This is a genomic window from Acidovorax sp. K2F (assembly GCF_025246485.1).
Classification (GTDB): Bacteria; Pseudomonadota; Gammaproteobacteria; order Burkholderiales; family Burkholderiaceae_C; genus Acidovorax; species Acidovorax delafieldii.
The window spans coordinates 150873-164693 of sequence record NZ_JAOBSQ010000036.1 but is presented as its reverse complement, the minus strand read 5'-3'; the positions used below and the strand labels follow the sequence as shown (position 1 = coordinate 164693).

Annotated in this window: 23 protein-coding genes; 3 read left to right on the top strand and 20 right to left on the bottom strand. The window is 61.4% G+C overall.

Annotated elements, in window-relative coordinates; all coding sequences use genetic code 11:
- Positions 1 to 5 precede the first annotated feature (5 nt).
- The 16 genes from N4G42_RS13770 to N4G42_RS13695 form a co-directional block, all read right to left on the bottom strand.
- Entirely contained in the window at positions 6 to 404 is a 399-nt protein-coding gene (locus N4G42_RS13770; protein WP_260667569.1) for a hypothetical protein, read from the bottom strand.
- 127 nt (positions 405 to 531) lie between these two features.
- Positions 532 to 795, bottom strand: coding sequence for a hypothetical protein (locus N4G42_RS13765; RefSeq protein WP_260667568.1), 264 nt, complete (start codon positions 793 to 795; stop codon positions 532 to 534).
- A 2-nt stretch (positions 796 to 797) separates the two neighbouring features.
- A complete protein-coding gene (locus N4G42_RS13760) occupies positions 798 to 1673 on the bottom strand; it encodes a DNA-methyltransferase (protein ID WP_260667567.1) in 876 nt (291 codons plus the stop codon).
- The gene (locus tag N4G42_RS13755) at positions 1670 to 3058 is read right to left on the bottom strand and encodes an SNF2-related protein (protein ID WP_260667566.1); all 1389 of its coding nucleotides are present in this window, start codon (positions 3056 to 3058) and stop codon (positions 1670 to 1672) included. The genes N4G42_RS13760 and N4G42_RS13755 overlap by 4 nt, the downstream gene beginning before the upstream one ends.
- Positions 3059 to 3102: 44 nt before the next feature.
- Complete coding sequence (locus N4G42_RS13750; protein ID WP_260667564.1) at positions 3103 to 3414, bottom strand: hypothetical protein; 312 nt, start codon at positions 3412 to 3414, stop codon at positions 3103 to 3105.
- Positions 3415 to 3416: 2 nt separating this feature from the next.
- Positions 3417 to 3722, bottom strand: coding sequence for a KTSC domain-containing protein (locus tag N4G42_RS13745; RefSeq protein WP_260667562.1), 306 nt, complete (start codon positions 3720 to 3722; stop codon positions 3417 to 3419).
- 64 nt (positions 3723 to 3786) lie between these two features.
- A complete protein-coding gene (locus N4G42_RS13740) occupies positions 3787 to 5559 on the bottom strand; it encodes a YqaJ viral recombinase family protein (protein ID WP_260667561.1) in 1773 nt (590 codons plus the stop codon).
- 8 nt (positions 5560 to 5567) lie between these two features.
- Positions 5568 to 6455 carry a phage recombination protein Bet gene (gene bet, locus N4G42_RS13735; RefSeq protein WP_260667560.1) on the bottom strand — a complete coding sequence of 296 codons (888 nt, stop codon included), beginning with the start codon at positions 6453 to 6455 and terminating at the stop codon, positions 5568 to 5570.
- 93 nt (positions 6456 to 6548) lie between these two features.
- Entirely contained in the window at positions 6549 to 6770 is a 222-nt protein-coding gene (locus N4G42_RS13730; RefSeq protein ID WP_260667559.1) for a hypothetical protein, read from the bottom strand.
- Entirely contained in the window at positions 6767 to 6952 is a 186-nt protein-coding gene (locus tag N4G42_RS13725; RefSeq protein WP_260667558.1) for a hypothetical protein, read from the bottom strand. Before N4G42_RS13725 ends, N4G42_RS13730 begins: the two co-directional genes overlap by 4 nt.
- Positions 6949 to 7161: a hypothetical protein gene (locus N4G42_RS13720; RefSeq protein WP_260667557.1), complete on the bottom strand. Its 213-nt coding sequence runs from the start codon at positions 7159 to 7161 to the stop codon at positions 6949 to 6951. Before N4G42_RS13720 ends, N4G42_RS13725 begins: the two co-directional genes overlap by 4 nt.
- A complete protein-coding gene (locus tag N4G42_RS13715; protein WP_260667556.1) occupies positions 7158 to 7691 on the bottom strand; it encodes a hypothetical protein in 534 nt (177 codons plus the stop codon). Before N4G42_RS13715 ends, N4G42_RS13720 begins: the two co-directional genes overlap by 4 nt.
- On the bottom strand, positions 7688 to 7879 hold the full coding sequence (locus N4G42_RS13710) for a hypothetical protein (protein ID WP_260667555.1): 192 nt from the start codon (positions 7877 to 7879) through the stop codon (positions 7688 to 7690). The genes N4G42_RS13715 and N4G42_RS13710 overlap by 4 nt, the downstream gene beginning before the upstream one ends.
- Complete coding sequence (locus tag N4G42_RS13705) at positions 7876 to 8004, bottom strand: hypothetical protein (RefSeq protein WP_260667554.1); 129 nt, start codon at positions 8002 to 8004, stop codon at positions 7876 to 7878. The genes N4G42_RS13710 and N4G42_RS13705 overlap by 4 nt, the downstream gene beginning before the upstream one ends.
- A 149-nt stretch (positions 8005 to 8153) precedes the next feature.
- Positions 8154 to 8351 (bottom strand): hypothetical protein, encoded by a 198-nt coding sequence (locus N4G42_RS13700; protein ID WP_260667553.1) that lies wholly within the window; start codon positions 8349 to 8351, stop codon positions 8154 to 8156.
- 48 nt (positions 8352 to 8399) lie between these two features.
- Positions 8400 to 8741, bottom strand: coding sequence for a hypothetical protein (locus N4G42_RS13695; protein WP_260667552.1), 342 nt, complete (start codon positions 8739 to 8741; stop codon positions 8400 to 8402).
- A 1273-nt stretch (positions 8742 to 10014) separates the two neighbouring features.
- On the opposite strand from N4G42_RS13695, the gene N4G42_RS25665 reads away from it, so the two are divergent.
- Positions 10015 to 10281 (top strand): helix-turn-helix transcriptional regulator, encoded by a 267-nt coding sequence (locus tag N4G42_RS25665; RefSeq protein WP_409557825.1) that lies wholly within the window; start codon positions 10015 to 10017, stop codon positions 10279 to 10281.
- Between the two features lie 40 nt (positions 10282 to 10321).
- Here N4G42_RS25665 and N4G42_RS13690 read toward each other — a convergent pair whose 3' ends face one another.
- The 4 genes from N4G42_RS13690 to N4G42_RS13675 all read right to left on the bottom strand — a co-directional run bounded on the left by N4G42_RS13690 (position 10322) and on the right by N4G42_RS13675 (position 13183).
- Entirely contained in the window at positions 10322 to 10618 is a 297-nt protein-coding gene (locus tag N4G42_RS13690; RefSeq protein WP_260667551.1) for a hypothetical protein, read from the bottom strand.
- A 389-nt stretch (positions 10619 to 11007) separates the two neighbouring features.
- A complete protein-coding gene (locus N4G42_RS13685; protein ID WP_260667550.1) occupies positions 11008 to 11766 on the bottom strand; it encodes a DUF3800 domain-containing protein in 759 nt (252 codons plus the stop codon).
- A gap of 89 nt (positions 11767 to 11855) precedes the next feature.
- The gene (locus N4G42_RS13680; RefSeq protein WP_260667549.1) at positions 11856 to 12662 is read right to left on the bottom strand and encodes a hypothetical protein; all 807 of its coding nucleotides are present in this window, start codon (positions 12660 to 12662) and stop codon (positions 11856 to 11858) included.
- A 23-nt stretch (positions 12663 to 12685) separates the two neighbouring features.
- Entirely contained in the window at positions 12686 to 13183 is a 498-nt protein-coding gene (locus N4G42_RS13675) for a helix-turn-helix domain-containing protein (protein WP_260667548.1), read from the bottom strand.
- A gap of 71 nt (positions 13184 to 13254) precedes the next feature.
- Here N4G42_RS13675 and N4G42_RS13670 point away from each other — a divergent pair, with 71 nt between their 5' ends.
- Together N4G42_RS13670 and N4G42_RS13665 are read left to right on the top strand one after the other, a co-directional pair.
- Positions 13255 to 13470 carry a helix-turn-helix domain-containing protein gene (locus N4G42_RS13670; RefSeq protein ID WP_260667547.1) on the top strand — a complete coding sequence of 72 codons (216 nt, stop codon included), beginning with the start codon at positions 13255 to 13257 and terminating at the stop codon, positions 13468 to 13470.
- Positions 13471 to 13505: 35 nt separating this feature from the next.
- Positions 13506 to 13730, top strand: coding sequence for a hypothetical protein (locus tag N4G42_RS13665; protein ID WP_260667546.1), 225 nt, complete (start codon positions 13506 to 13508; stop codon positions 13728 to 13730).
- Positions 13731 to 13821 lie beyond the last annotated feature (91 nt).

Below are 13821 nucleotides of genomic sequence, written 5' to 3'. Positions count from 1 at the left end.
CAGGGTTATGGGGAGCGGCGCGCCATCGGCACCAATCCAGCCCAAGGGTTCACGGCTCCACGGCCTGTTCGGCTCTTGCGCTTCGCTGCCCAGAGTGCCCGGTTGCCCTGGTAGTACCGGTGCTTGATTTCCCGCTTGTGCGCGTCGTCAAACGTAGGGCGCGGTGCATCTGGCCCAGGCCCGGCTGCGTATACCGCCGCTTCGCGCCCCTGCACACCGACCTGCTTGCGGTAGCGCACGATGCGGAAGAACTTTCCCGGGTGGTTCTCGCGCGCCGTGGTGATGCACGCATCGACCCGGTTGCGCGGCCAGTCCAGGTGCTCGACCAGTTCGGGCACTGTCATGGGCCCGCACTCTTTCAGCGCGGCGGTGATGGCGTCGCGGGTGATGGGAGGCTTTGGCATGCTCAATGTCCGCACGGGAGACTGCCGCCCACGGGCGTGCCGTCTGGGTTGATGGGGTGGCGGGCGCCGCAGCCGATGCACTGCTTCTGCTCGGGCTTTGGTTGTGCCTGCGGTTCATTGGGTCTGTTCAGATGTGCGTCCATGTCTCCCTGCTCATGATCTTTTCGATGCTGCGCTCATGCACACCGAACTGGCGGGCGAGCGCGGCGTTGGATAGGTTCTCGCGGATGTGCTTGAGCAAGCTCTCGCGTTGCCGCTTGGCTGATCGGATGGCTACAACGTCCAGATCCATCAGCTTCGATTGCGGGAGGTCCTGGCCGCGCGCGCAGAACTCGGTCCTGCGCTGCTCCCATTCGTCCCGGTGGATGCCGTGTTTGGAGCCGCGTCCCATGGCTATGCGAACAGGTCTTGTGTCTGCTCCTGCTCGGCGGCGGACAGGTTGCGAGCAGCCTGCTCAAAGTAGGACTGCTTCAACTCGGCGCCGACGAACTTGCGGCCCATTTCCACCGCCACGAAACCTTCGGACCCGATGCCGGTGAATGGCGACAACACCACGTCGCCGGGGTTGGTCCACAGGTCAATCCCGCGCCGGATCACCTCCAATTGCAGCGGGCAGATATGGCGCTCGTCGTCGTGCTCCCGCGCGCTGCGGTATTGCAGGGTGTCCGATGGGTCAATGTCCATCCAGACCGGGCTCGCCACCTTCTGCCACTTGTCCACCGGGTACTGGTCCGGTTCATGGGTCACCTTGTCCACCATTTCACCTGGCGCGCGCATGGTCACCAAGTAGTCCGGGATGCCCTGTCGGCTCATGCAGGCGTTGGTGCGCACGGTCTTGTGCAGCAGGCCCAGCGCCTTTGTGCGCTGCATCGAGGTCACTGGGTCTTTCCAGATGCACACCTCGCTGGCGTAGATGAATCCGTGGGCCTGGAATGCGCGTATCAGGTCGCCCCGAAAGTCTTTCAGGCCGATATACCCATCCCGCTCCTTGCTGGTGGGCATCAACATGCAGTGAAAGCTGACGTTGTGCCCAGGCTTCATCACCCTGCGCAGCTCGGCGATCAGGAATGCGAAGTGCTCGAAGAATTCCGCATCGTTGCGCACGTTGCCCATGTCGCGCGGGCTGTTGCTGTAGGTGTAAAGGCTGGCGAACGGCGGGGAGAAGATGCTGTAGTCAATCGTGGCATCAGGGATGCCCTTGAGCACGTCCACGCAGTCGCCGTGAAGCACGGTGTAGTTGTCGCCGCTGGCTTGATTGAGTACGTTCATGCTTGCCTCAGAAAGTTTGGTAGGTTCATGGCCTTGCGGGGCGTGTAGTCGTTGCTCTCTCGCCCTTGGCCCATCAGTTCGTCGCGCACGCTGTCGATGACTTCGGATGCCAGCGCATCGCCCATCGCCTTCGCGTCTGCCTCTTTGCGTTTCAAGTTCGCTACTACAGAGCCCTCTTGCTCGCTGGCGAAGATATGGACGTGCACCTCGCGCTTTTGGCCGAAGCGATAGCAGCGGCGCACGGCCTGGTAGTACGCTTCCCAAGAGTCGGTGACGCCCACAAAGGCCACGTTGCGGCAGTGCTGCCAGTTCAGCCCCCACCCGGTGATAGATGCCTTGGTGATCAACACCCGAATGCGCCCAGCAGCGAAGTCCATCAGGCGTTTCTCTTTCACTTCCTCGGTGTCGGCTCCACGGATTTCGACCGCGCCGGGGATGGCTTCACGCAGCGCGTCACCTTCCGCATTCAGGTCGCACCAGACAACCCACGGTTCATCGCTGGCATTGACCAGCGCTGCGCATTCCTGCACGCGGGTGGCCAAGCTGGCTTTTCGTGCATTGCGGCGCTCCATGAGGTCTGCCGCCTCCATGGCGAACAGGTAGCCCGTTTCCTCTTGGCTGTGATCGCTCTCGACGGTGTGCTGGTGCACACTGAGTGGTGGCAGGTTGTAGGCCGTTGCGTCGTGCCCTAGGTCTGCGGGGCTGCGCAGCATGACGCCCCATGAAGCCACCCAGCGCCAGAAGATCTGCCGCGCATGGCCTTTCACGCGCCATGTCTGCGTGTCGCCACCGTCGTGCACGAAGAACTCGGCCAGCATTTCCGCCCGCGATCTGATTCCCAGGAACTCGGCATGCGTGCCCAGCTCTGTCCAGTCGTTCGGCGCAGGTGTAGCGGTGGCGCACAGGCGGTATGGCGTGCGGCTGAATGCATCCAGCAGCGCCTGCAACGTCTTGCTGGTGTGGTGCTTGATGACGCTGGATTCGTCCAGCACGACCCCGACAAACCGCGATGCATCGAACTTGTGCAGCCGGTCATAGTTGGTGATGTTGATGCCCGGTCGAATTTCGCTGTCGTCGTGCGCATGGGTGATGGTCACGCCGCACTCAGCAGCTTCCGCCACTGTTTGCTGCGCCACCGCCAGCGGAGCCAGGATCAGCAGATCGCCGCCAGTCTCCCGCTGCACCACATCGGCCCATGCCACCTGCATGCGCGTCTTGCCCAGCCCCGTGTCGGCAAAGATGGCAGCACGGCCACGGCGAAGCGCCCAGCGCACCAAGTCAACCTGATGCGAGAACAGCCCTTGGATCAGGTCAACCTGGCGCGTGATGCCTATCGGTGGCACGGCGCGCAGCTTTGTCGTCACGAAGTTGGTGTAGTCAGTCATATGTGGTCATGAAAAAGCCCGCACTGGGCGGGCTTGGGGGTTGGTCAATTCGCAGATTCCATCCACTCATCCGGGACGGGCGGCGGCATTTGAGGCTGGTGCAGTACGTCGTCCGTGCGTTGGCCCCAGTGCTTTCTGGCGTCCACACGGCGCACAACATGGGTGGTCCCGGCATAACCGTCGCCGCTTCCACTTCGGCAGGGCTCACCCACCATGGAGCGGCACTGCCTGCAGGCCACGAATGCCACGCTGCGGTCTGTCCGCAGGTATCGCCCGCGCTCGTCGGGCACGGCCACGAAGATGAAACCGGCCTGCCGGTCCTCCCAGGCCACAAGACTAACGCGGGGCGAAATCATGCTCAGGCTGCCTTGGCCTCTTCTCCCTTTGCCTTCGGCGCCGGGAACTTCTTGAACGGCAGCGGCTTGATGTGCTTCCCGAAGAACGTTCCGATGGATTCGGCGCCCACGAACTGGGCGTGCAGCTCGGCCGACACGTCGGGGTAGTGATAGACGTGACCCAAGCCGCGCGTGAAGGTCACGGCCAGCGTGTTGGTGGCCGGGTCGTGGCCGATGGCCGCCACCTGGTTGCTGGTGACTGGCGCCATGGGTATGGGGGCGTACTTCTCTTCGGTGACGGCGGCGGGGGCGATGCGTTGGATGGTCATGTGGATCTCCTGGGGAATGAAAACGGCCCGCGCGTGGCGGGCCTTGGTTGCGGGGTGGTGTGGCTCAGGCCGTCTGCAGTTGTGTGACGCGCAGGGTGTGCTGGGCGATGGCTCGGCCAATCAGCGGCATGTCGCTGTCACGGTAGAAGCGGCGTGCACCCTCAACGCGTGCCGGGTGAAAACCGAGTTCTGCCAGGAAAGCAGCGTTGACGATGTAGCCAAGCTGCGTGTTGATCGCGCCGATCAGCAAATTGGCTGTGTCTGAAACCGCCGACTGCGGTGCAGCAGCCGCGCGCTGCGCAGCCCCGATCACCTGCTGTGCGTCCAGTGTGGCCACCGCCTCGGCGTGCTGCTCGCGCACCAGGCCGCCCAGGTCGGCAGCAACTGCAGGGTGCAGCGCTTCGGCCTTCGCCGCCTGCGTGATGGCCGCCTGCGCTGCACGTTCCTCGGCCGCCAGCTTCTCGCGCGCCTCACGGTCCGCGCGATCTGCTTCTTCCCTGCGGATGCGCTCGCGCTCTGCTTCCAGGCGCGTCTGCTCGGCGGCTTGGTGCTCGGCCACGCGCGCTTTCACCAGCATGGTCAAGTCCTCGGGCTGCTTGAGCACGATGGTGGCCGTGTCCGCGAACAAGAAGGCATGTGCGCTGGCCAACTCGCGCATCGTGCCCAGGTTGATCTGAATGCGGTCAGCGATGGCGCTGGCCTCGATCTTGGCGCGGGCCAGTTCATCATTCACGGCGCCGCGCAGGCTATCCACCGTGCGCTTGCCTTTGATGACACCATTGAAGTCGGCGGGCACCTGAGGCATGTAGGGCTTGCCCAGGCGGGTGTTCAGGCTGGCGATGTGCTCGCGCAGCGCGGCGATGCCACCGGCCACGATCTCGCCCCGGATTTCTTCCTTGCGCAGTGCGACCAGCTTCTCCCGCTGCAGCCGCGTCGTGCGCGCCAGCGCGCGGTAGTCGGCAAAAAAGCGGCGCATGGTGTCCACGTCAGCCAGCTGGGCCAGGGCATTGCTCTCTGCCGCTTCCAGCGCGTCCTCAGTCTGCTTGAGCGCCTTGCAGGCGGCTTCGGTGTCAGCGAATTCCTGATCGGTGCTGGGCGCCGTGGGGATGCGGTCGATGAAGTTGCGCAGCGCGGCGCCGAAGGCTGGCAGGTTGGAGACGATGGCGAGCTGGCCGTCCACGCGCACGGAGACTGCGGGCAGCGTTTCCACGGGCGCTGCCACAACCGGTGCGGGCGCGGCCTCGGGCGGAACGTAGGCGGCCAGATCAGCGGAAAACTGCTTCCACCCGGCGATCAACTGGGCCCGGCGCTCGGGCTTGGACTCGTACCAGACCCAGGCGCTGTGCGCATCCGTACCGTCGCTGGTGGCGAACATGATGCGCTTCGCACCAGACACCAGGAGCTGCTGCTCAAGCTGCCAGTAGTGGTGCGGCGCAGGCTCGCCAGCATCTGCAAGCTGGGCGGCAACCTTGTTGGACCACAGCTTGTGCTCAAAGCCAATGGTGCGGTCCATGGTCAGGCCGTCGAAGCTCGCCAGCAGGGGCAAGCCATCCACATCGCGGGTGCCCGTGATGTTGTAGAGGTCGTCATCAATCTGCGCCTCTGCGATGGGCCGGTATCCCGCCTCGGCATCGTGCCCAGCCTGGAACAAGGCCGCCTTGTGGCTGTCGATCTCGGCATCCACCAGCCGCAGCGCCTTCTGTTTGAGCAGTTCGTCGCGGGACAGGTAGGGCGACACGCTCATCATGGCGGGCGCCTCGCTGGCTGTGAAGTGCTCGGCTCGCAGAGAGTGCCATTGGTTCGTGCCTTGCTGCACGTCGTGAACGATCATGGTCATGTTGTTCCTCAAGCGGACATTTCGTCCATGCGGGTTTCGTAGATGGCGTTCAGTTCGGCCTGCTGGGCCGGGTCGGTGATGGAGCCGATCAGGTCGGCGGCCACGTTGAGTGCGTCTGCGTCCATGGCGCTGCGCAGCTGGTGCGCGACTTGGTCGAAATTCGGGCTCTGCTGTTGTTCCTGCGGCTTGAGCGCGCGGATGGCGGCTTCCTGCTCGGCGGTCAGAGCGCCCTTGCTGCGGGCGAACTTCACGATTTCCTCAACATCGGAGCCGGTGTTGACTGCTGCTTGCCACTTGGGCAGGCGGGCTTTGAACGAGTCCTCGGGCCATGTCGGCGGCGCCGCTGGCTCAACAACCTCAACCATGCCCATCTGCTTCGTGGCGGGCTGGGCCTCCACGATGCGCTCGGCTTCATCCTGGTCGTAGATGCCGCCGTATCCGAAGGCCAGACGGGCGCACTGGATCATTGCCTTATGGCGCAGCATGCGCTTCGGGTGGGTCTGCCATGGACCAGTGCCGCGTCGGCATTCGGCCATCCACTCCGTCACCTTGATGGGCCGCGTGCGGTCCTTGCGGTAGATGATGCAGGTGCACGCTTCGTCGTTCTGCTCGAACTCGATCCCGTCAAACTGCTGGTGCGTGTTGATGATGCGGCTCCAGCCGTCCACGCCGACCACCGGAACGATGCCGTTGTTCTTGTCCGGGAAGGCGTAGATTTCCTTGGTCCAAGGGTTCAGCATGTACTGGTTGGCGACGACCAGCAGCGCGGTCATTTGGGCATCGGATACCTGCCCCTTGAATGCAGTGGCCTTGAGCGTGTCGATCAGGTCGGCGCCGTCGCCCATGTCCAGCTTGGTTGCAAGGGTGCGTGTCAGGGTGGTGAGAGCTGTGCTCATGTTGTCCTCAGAGAAATGGTTGTTGATCCCAGGCCAGATACATGGCCAGGGCTGCGGATGTGGTCAGGAACAAGAAGATGGCGACAGCGACCCTCATGGACGCCTCCACTGCACCCATGCGCCGCGCGCATAGACGGCGCTGTAGGCCAGCGACAGGGCCAGCAGACCCCAGGCCGATGACTGCACCGCGAAGACAAGCCAGAACGGCTGCCCGCACAGGCCGACCACAGGCGCCCAGCGCCGTGCACGCGGGTTGTGGCCGGTGGCCATGTAGAGAGCGGTCAGCCCGAAGAAGGCGAGTGCGAGCTGGATCATTTGCGGCTCCCCCATACGAGCTTTGAGCACACCGGGCAGATCACGAACCAGAGCGCGCCGTCACGCGGGTCTGGCGACCACTGCACCTCGGAGTGCTTGAATTCCAGCTCGCTCTTGCAGTGGCCGCAGGTTTCGCGGTGGATCTGGTCTTGCGGCAGCTGGCCTTGTTTGATGACCTTCATGGCTGCTCCCGGTAGCAAACCAGCACATCCCCCTGCCACTCAAACGGCTTGCCTTCGCAGGCACGGCGCGCGGCGAAGTCGCGGGAGTGGTGGGCCTGCTGCAGCTGGGGTGCTGTGGGCTGTGCTCGGTCCTCGTAGGCGGTGCCCGCCACTGCGGCCATGCCGAAGGCGATCAGCGGGCCCAATGTCCAAACGATCACTACTTTCATGTGGGTTCTCCAGCGGGCTGCTTGATGTGTGAAGCAACCCAGTTGCGCATGCTCTGCCAGCGGCGCTGGGCAACGATGGCGGGGTCGATCTCTACGCGCACGGTTCGGTTGTGGCGCTCTTCGTAGTAAGGCGGTCGGAAATGGCGCGGCGGCATGGGCCCGCAGATCACCACGTCCACGTACTCATAGGTACTGGTGCCCTCGTCGTTCTCCCAAACGATTTCACGGACCATCGCGGGAGCAATTCCAAAAAGGGCGGCCACGGCGTCCCAGTCCTCCGGGTCAACGGTGGTCATGTCCAGGCCGCGCTTGGCACCCAACACGCCCAGCGTGCAGTAGTCGCCATCTGCTGTGACCAGGGACTCGCCAATCAGAGCTTTCTCCGGCATGGCATCCAGCGCGGCCAGCACCTCGCGCAGCGCTGCTTGGCCGCGCTTGCCGTTGAGGGCGCTGTTCACAGCGGCGCGCCAGCGGCCCATGGCCAGGGGATCGTCGTCGCCGTAGTCGTCGGTGTATCCGCTTCTGCTCATAGCGGGTCTCCTTGTTCAAGTGCGTCCGGGTCCAGCTCCGCGCCAATGGCGGCAGCCTCTGCCCTGAGTGCGGCCGCGCGGGTGGCCTCGTCGTTGCGGCGCTTGGTGTCGGCCTGGGCTGCCATGGATGCAGCCAGGGCATCGCGGCGGGCGCTGGTGAAGTGCGGGGCGTTGATGGGGTCGATCACGTTGCACCGCCTTTGTTCTTGAGCGTCAGCAGGTGGGCCACCAGCTCTTTCAGCGACTCCAGCGTGTGCTCGGATGTGTGGCCGTATTCCTCGGCGTTGGCCGCGTAGGCATCGATCAGAGCCATTTCGTGCGCCAACTCTGTAGGGACGATCTGCTCGTATGGCGAGGGCGGTGCTGGTGGCGCTGGCGGCAGTCGTGATGCCAATATCTGCAGAGCGGAAGGCCGCGCCGCGTCTGCGAACAATCTGGCTGCATGGAGCTTTGCTGTATTGCTCATGACCACCCCCCAATGTGCGCGTTGTGCTGCACCTGATCCACCAGGGCGCGGTGGTAGCGGCCGTCGCTGGCCTCGATGGCGGCCACCTCTGCCCAGGCCTGATTGCGCAAGCGCTGCAGCTCTTGCTCGGAGATCGGCGGCGGTGCGCCAGGGATGCGCAGCACCGGCTGCACAGTGGTGTGTACGTTTTGCATTGCGCCTCCTGGGCGGAAAAGAAAAAGCCCGCGTGGTGCGGGCTGTGTTTACGAACGTGTCGCTCTCGCGATCAACGAGCGCGCCGCGACGACGCGCGGGTGCTTCCGGTACTCGTCCATCAGTTCAGAAAAGGGGCGCTCACCTCCAGCTTTGATGAACAATTCCTCGAACTCGTCCAGCAGAAACTGCAGTTCTTCAACAAGTTCGGGTGCCTTGGCAATCAGGTTTGCGTTTGCCAGCATCTGCTCGTCGGATGTCCCACATGGCCAGGCAACAGCCGCAGCGCCTTGCCCGATCTGTGCAGCGGCTACGCCAGTGCATAGATCGCCGTTTGCCGCCTTGAAGTCGTGTCGAACGACCCATGGCCCTGGGGTGAACTTTTCAGGCATGGTTGCTCCATGAAAAAAGCCCACGCGAGGTGGGCGAACTCCTGCGCAAGGCAGGAGGGGAGGGAGAGGGTGGGCTACTTGCCGGGGGGAATCGCAGCACCGTCCAAAGTTTTGCGAAGTGGCTTTTGCCCGTATTGGTTGATGGCGCCCGGGCTACCTTCCGCATTTTTCGGGCTGCATTCCATAGGCCGCTTGGTCACAAGGACCGCGTCGCGCCGTCACAGGTCTGTCTGCCGCCTGAGCCTCGTGAGGTCCAGGGCTTTCGGTCATGCGGTCGCCATCGCATCAGTGCCAACCCGTGACGCTGATGTGATGCCCCTCTTGCGAAGGGCTCGCCGGTTACTCAATCCGGCTCCACTGTGGGAAGGGTCTGGCCCAAGCTATGACGCTCTGAGGCTGCGTGTGCGTTGTGGCGGCGTCTCCTGGCTATCGCGGGGTGGGCACTCCCGCAGCCATCGGCCAACTTGAATCCCATGCCGTCTGTCGCGCGGCTTTCGCGGCCCCTTGCCTGATGGGACAGGGGTTTGTGTGGCCGGGTTGTCCGGCTCAGTTGGGGGTCATGTGTTCTCCTTCGCAGCGCTGGGCTGCCTAGTGGTTGAGGTGCTGTCGCCCGCACCGGGTAGGGCGGCTCTTTGGTCTCACGCGGTGTGCCCTGCCGCGTCGTCGGCACCTCGCGGCGCCTTCGCTTACTCCGTGTACCCACTTCGGGGGCTGGAGACGGTTTCCCGCGCTGCGCGCTGTTGACCACTGCGCGCGGCTATTGCTCTGCTCTATGGGGAGGGTGATGTGTTGGGCGGGCCAGGGCGCGAACCCGGCAAGGTCTTACGTGGGCTTCACGTCTTCCAGCTTCTTACCTACCCGTCTCGACAACAGGTCACCGGCATGGCCTTCCTCAATGCCTGCACACACAGCCCCTACTGGTCGCTTTGCGGAGCATCCCCCGCCAGCACCTCCATCTACTCACCATGTGCCGCGCTTCTCTCAGCGCCGCCGCCCATCACATCACCCTCAGTTTTTAAGGAACCGTTTCGTGGTGACCGCCGATCCGCTCACCCTGTCGCTGCGTTTTGCTGCGATGGGTGAAATTTAGCAAAGTATTGCTAGTAATGCAAGCAAAACTTTGCTTGTTTTTTGAGTGTGGTTGTCGGCCCGTGTTTTTGCGCTATCGGAATGCAAGCGGCGCAAATCTGGTTTGCACTGCAAGCGCAAATTGCTGTTGCCTCTGCTGACAACCTATGCAACACTGTATAAAAACACAGTATTGAGACGGACAATGAAACAAGAACAGAAACGTTTGTTGGGTATGCGACTGAAGTTGGCCAGGGTGGCGGTGAGGCAGTCGCAGGGACATGTTGCAGAGGTGCTGGGCGTCACACGCCAGTCGGTTTCGGCGTGGGAAACCGGGGCCAGTTGCCCGTCTGCTACCCAGCTTGCTGAGTTGTCGGCGCTTTATTGCACTTGCGCCCACTCGCTGCTCTTTGGCGAATCGTTCCGCCCCCTGAGCATTTCTGCGCTGGTTCCTCGCGGAGTACGCGTCTAAAAAAAGCCCACCTCAGTGGGTGGGCATGTGTGTGCGCCGATCAGTCCCCGAACCGCAGCCGCCAGGCCTGGGCCACCCAATCACCATCGGGCGTTTTCTCCAGGCCGTGAACTTCCAAGGCGCCGGCCACCATATCCACGATGCGCGGCTCGAACAGGCGCTGGGGTTCGTAGCTGGCCAGGTGCAGAGCTGGCACCGTGCCGAATCGGCCCTCCAGGCGCACCACGGTCAGTTCCCCGGTGCACTCATGCATCTTGCTGGCGAACGGCCGCCTACCGCCCTTGCAGTAGAGCAGCAGGATGGTGGCTTTGACGGGGTGGGAGACTTGGAGGGGCATGGGTGTACTGTGGAAATTTACAGTACATCGCAGCCGCCAGGGGTAACGCCCGAGTCGGTCGAGTGGGCAAAATGAACCCCAAAAAAGCAATGGCCCCACCGAAGTGAGGCCCGATTTGTCGCTGCGGCGAATTGCAATCTTCTGTACGCAGAGGCCTTCTCAAGAAGGACTTAAGCCCGATGCGGCAACGCAGAGCGGGTAGATTTGTCACCTGGACGCCACAGAGGGGCTAACAACAACATTTTGAGAAATCCTTGAAATTTTCCCTGGTTGTCCATACAATAGCAATACGCCGTGACTGCGTCGATACCAGCAGGCTTGTGGAGAAATCCATAACACGGCGCCTTATTCCTATAAAGGGCCCTTGAGAGATCAAGGGCCCTTTTTGTTTACCACGTCCCCTTTGGGAATTTCACGATCCCATAGCCGAAAATCTGACCAGTGGACGAGGTCCTAATAGCCTGTGAAATCTGGTTATAAAAGCGATCGTCACCGGCCTTAAATTTCCTGAATATTGCTCCGGCCACCAAGTCTGCAAATTGAATGCCAACACTCAAATGTGACGGCGCTATGAAAAGCCCCTCGATTACGTTCTGATATTTAGAGACGTTTTCTCCGGCTGATGACATGAGTGTCGCATGCAAGTTGCGCAGCTTGTCATCATCTTGTGCGCCCCGGTTGTCGCACACCACTATGCCGTGCACAGAGTGGCCGATCATCCTCGACAAGTCTTGCAGCATGTACTGGAAGCGCTCTGTGAGTTGCTTGTATGCGAGCCAATAAATTTCATCGGCGCATGTGATATAGCCGCGATTTTGATAGCAAGCAGGGGCGTTCGCTACCACACTTATTATTTTCACGGCCTTGTATGCGGTGAGGGCCTTGTATAACTCGGTTCTTAACGCCTCTTTTTGCTCCCCACTGAGATGTGAAAGGGGCGTCTGTCTTTTTCCTTTGTCTCCGGCAAAGTAACGCCATTTGATCTCCCCATCGACCCCGTATGCTGCCTTAATTCTCTTGAGATCAGCCGCGAGTTTTACCCAGACTTCTTCCGGTATTACTACCCCGCCCAGCACAAAAAAGCCTACTTCAGTGGCGTTCCCCGGATTTGGGGCAGTACCGGATTCATCAATGAACAAAAGCTGCACCAAACCTCCATAAATTAATGATGTAAAAACTACTCATCCACCGCGAATTGCGTAGTTCGGTGAGCTTTACAGCTTCTGGGCGTCGCGCCTCAGTTGAGCCGCTTGCAGGAGCCGTCCACGCATTCGAAGCTCATGGTCTGCCTGTTTGAGCAGTAGACCGAGAAGAGCCTGGATGCTCCGATCACTCCTGTCTGGCTTGCAGCGGGGTCATCGCTGCAACTGGCCTGCTTAGCTGCTTCCTCGACCGCCACTACGTTTTGATCTTTGGCCGAATCCGGTTTTGCCGGAGCGTCCAGTTTCTTCCCGTATGCCTTCGCTGCCGCTTCTGCCTTTTCCTTTGCGATGCGCCAGATTTCTGCCCGTGCTGACTGCACCGGAAGTCCACGCTCCAAACCCCAAATGTCAGATTTCCCGGTCGCCAGGCTGTACTTGGAGACGAGCCAGTCCAGCCCATTCATGGATACCGGCAGGCCGCCGGCGTAGGCAATGTCATTGCCTCTGCGTGCGTAGAACGAAATGGAGCGCTCCCATAGGGCGCCAGCGTCGCTGTACGCCTCGACAGCTGATTCAAACAGCTTCGCGGAGGCGGCGCCTGCCTCACCTGCGTCCTGCTTGAAAGTGGCGACGGCCTTTGCGAGATCCAGCACTGCGAGCTGGTAGTTGTTGTACGAAATGCCTGCGTTCAGGCTTGCTTCCATGCCAGCGAATGCGCGATTGACGGCGTTCAGTGGCTGCGTCTGCGCATTGGCCCCGCCGGCCCCAATCGCAGCTTTTAGACATTCGAGGCGCCTGTCTGCGTCTGTAATGGAGTTGCAGGCCTCAATCAGAACGAAAGGCGCTTGGGCATGGGCGCTCGCCGACAGCGCGAGCGCCAGGACGGCAAAAATCTTCTTCACTTGTGTCTCCTGATGACTGGGTGTCAGTGCCCAGCATCGACCGAACGTTTTTGCTTTGCTGGGTTTTTTGGTTTGGGCGATGGAGAAATCGCCGGTGGCGGCGGGATATTAGGAAACGGATCTGCAGCAGTGGCTTTTCCAGACTTGCTGCGAGCAGTGTTCGCCAGGCCGTTGACCATTGCTAGTACGGTATCGCGCTCCCCAGGAGGCAGGTCGCGAAACAGGGCCAGCAGCTGCCGTTCCAGCTCGTTTCCTACCCGCGTCTCTTTGGCCTCTTGTGGCTGCAATAGCTCCCAGGCCTGAATCCCGAAAGCCTGCGCCAGTTGCTCAACTTCGGTGAGCTTCGCCGAGCCTGCCTTTCCATCCTTGCCTGGGATTCGATCTTCTGGACGTAAGTACAGGCTGATCGTGGTCTGTTTAACCCCGCTTCTGGCCTCTAGGGCCTTCTGCTTCAGGTCAGCCTCTTCCATAAGGCGGCGCAGGTTGTCCGCGAGTGTTTGATTTGCAGGGCTGACGTTCATTTGCTGAGTCTGCATAGTATTGCTAGCAAAGTGTTGCTTGCATGTTTAGCAATAGATTGCTAGGATGGCGCATGTCCAAAAACTTTGACACCTCCATCAAGGCCCAACTCGTACTCCGGCGCGGTGAGTGGCTGGAGATCGCGACCAAGGCCGGCGTGAGCCATTCGTGGATTTCCAAGTTCGTGAATGGACACATCCCCAACCCCGGATACGCAACCCTGCTGAAGCTTTCGGAAGCGCTGGGCCCACAACGCCGCGCGCCATCGAAGCAAGCCGCTGCGGTCTGAACCACCAACCCAACCCAAATACCCCAGGAGCCACCATGTACGCCGACCCGGCCCTCATCCGCAAGAACTTCGTGAAGTTGTCGCTCAGTGACCGCGAGGCCGCGCTGATTGATGCCATGTGCGCTTACACGGGCGAGCAGAAAGCGACGCTCCTGCGTGACATGGTTTTGAAGCAGGCAGAAATGGTGTTGCATAGCGCCAATTCTGCGTTTCCTGCTACAGAAATGCGATCCACTAACTCGGGACTTTTGGCGGCCTAAAAAGTGGCTGCAAGGCGGCTTTGCCGTCGCTGCAATGTCACTTTTGAGTAACTCCTTTTGAACTTCCCATGCACCAAAAAGAGCAGGAAGT

Coding starts and splice junctions, on each gene's coding strand:
- N4G42_RS13755 (WP_260667566.1), bottom strand. CDS start 3,058: ATGACTGACTACACCAACTTCGTGACGACAAAGCTGCGCGCCGTGCCA.
- N4G42_RS13675 (WP_260667548.1), bottom strand. CDS start 13,183: ATGAACGTCAGCCCTGCAAATCAAACACTCGCGGACAACCTGCGCCGC.
- N4G42_RS13715 (WP_260667556.1), bottom strand. CDS start 7,691: ATGAGCAGAAGCGGATACACCGACGACTACGGCGACGACGATCCCCTG.
- N4G42_RS13745 (WP_260667562.1), bottom strand. CDS start 3,722: ATGACCATCCAACGCATCGCCCCCGCCGCCGTCACCGAAGAGAAGTAC.
- N4G42_RS13705 (WP_260667554.1), bottom strand. CDS start 8,004: ATGGCTCTGATCGATGCCTACGCGGCCAACGCCGAGGAATACGGCCAC.
- N4G42_RS13760 (WP_260667567.1), bottom strand. CDS start 1,673: ATGAACGTACTCAATCAAGCCAGCGGCGACAACTACACCGTGCTTCAC.
- N4G42_RS13725 (WP_260667558.1), bottom strand. CDS start 6,952: ATGAAGGTCATCAAACAAGGCCAGCTGCCGCAAGACCAGATCCACCGC.
- N4G42_RS13750 (WP_260667564.1), bottom strand. CDS start 3,414: ATGATTTCGCCCCGCGTTAGTCTTGTGGCCTGGGAGGACCGGCAGGCC.
- N4G42_RS13770 (WP_260667569.1), bottom strand. CDS start 404: ATGCCAAAGCCTCCCATCACCCGCGACGCCATCACCGCCGCGCTGAAA.
- N4G42_RS13690 (WP_260667551.1), bottom strand. CDS start 10,618: ATGCCCCTCCAAGTCTCCCACCCCGTCAAAGCCACCATCCTGCTGCTC.
- N4G42_RS13670 (WP_260667547.1), top strand. CDS start 13,255: ATGTCCAAAAACTTTGACACCTCCATCAAGGCCCAACTCGTACTCCGG.
- N4G42_RS25665 (WP_409557825.1), top strand. CDS start 10,015: ATGAAACAAGAACAGAAACGTTTGTTGGGTATGCGACTGAAGTTGGCC.
- N4G42_RS13740 (WP_260667561.1), bottom strand. CDS start 5,559: ATGACCATGATCGTTCACGACGTGCAGCAAGGCACGAACCAATGGCAC.
- bet (WP_260667560.1), bottom strand. CDS start 6,455: ATGAGCACAGCTCTCACCACCCTGACACGCACCCTTGCAACCAAGCTG.
- N4G42_RS13695 (WP_260667552.1), bottom strand. CDS start 8,741: ATGCCTGAAAAGTTCACCCCAGGGCCATGGGTCGTTCGACACGACTTC.
- N4G42_RS13700 (WP_260667553.1), bottom strand. CDS start 8,351: ATGCAAAACGTACACACCACTGTGCAGCCGGTGCTGCGCATCCCTGGC.
- N4G42_RS13665 (WP_260667546.1), top strand. CDS start 13,506: ATGTACGCCGACCCGGCCCTCATCCGCAAGAACTTCGTGAAGTTGTCG.
- N4G42_RS13720 (WP_260667557.1), bottom strand. CDS start 7,161: ATGAAAGTAGTGATCGTTTGGACATTGGGCCCGCTGATCGCCTTCGGC.
- N4G42_RS13730 (WP_260667559.1), bottom strand. CDS start 6,770: ATGATCCAGCTCGCACTCGCCTTCTTCGGGCTGACCGCTCTCTACATG.
- N4G42_RS13765 (WP_260667568.1), bottom strand. CDS start 795: ATGGGACGCGGCTCCAAACACGGCATCCACCGGGACGAATGGGAGCAG.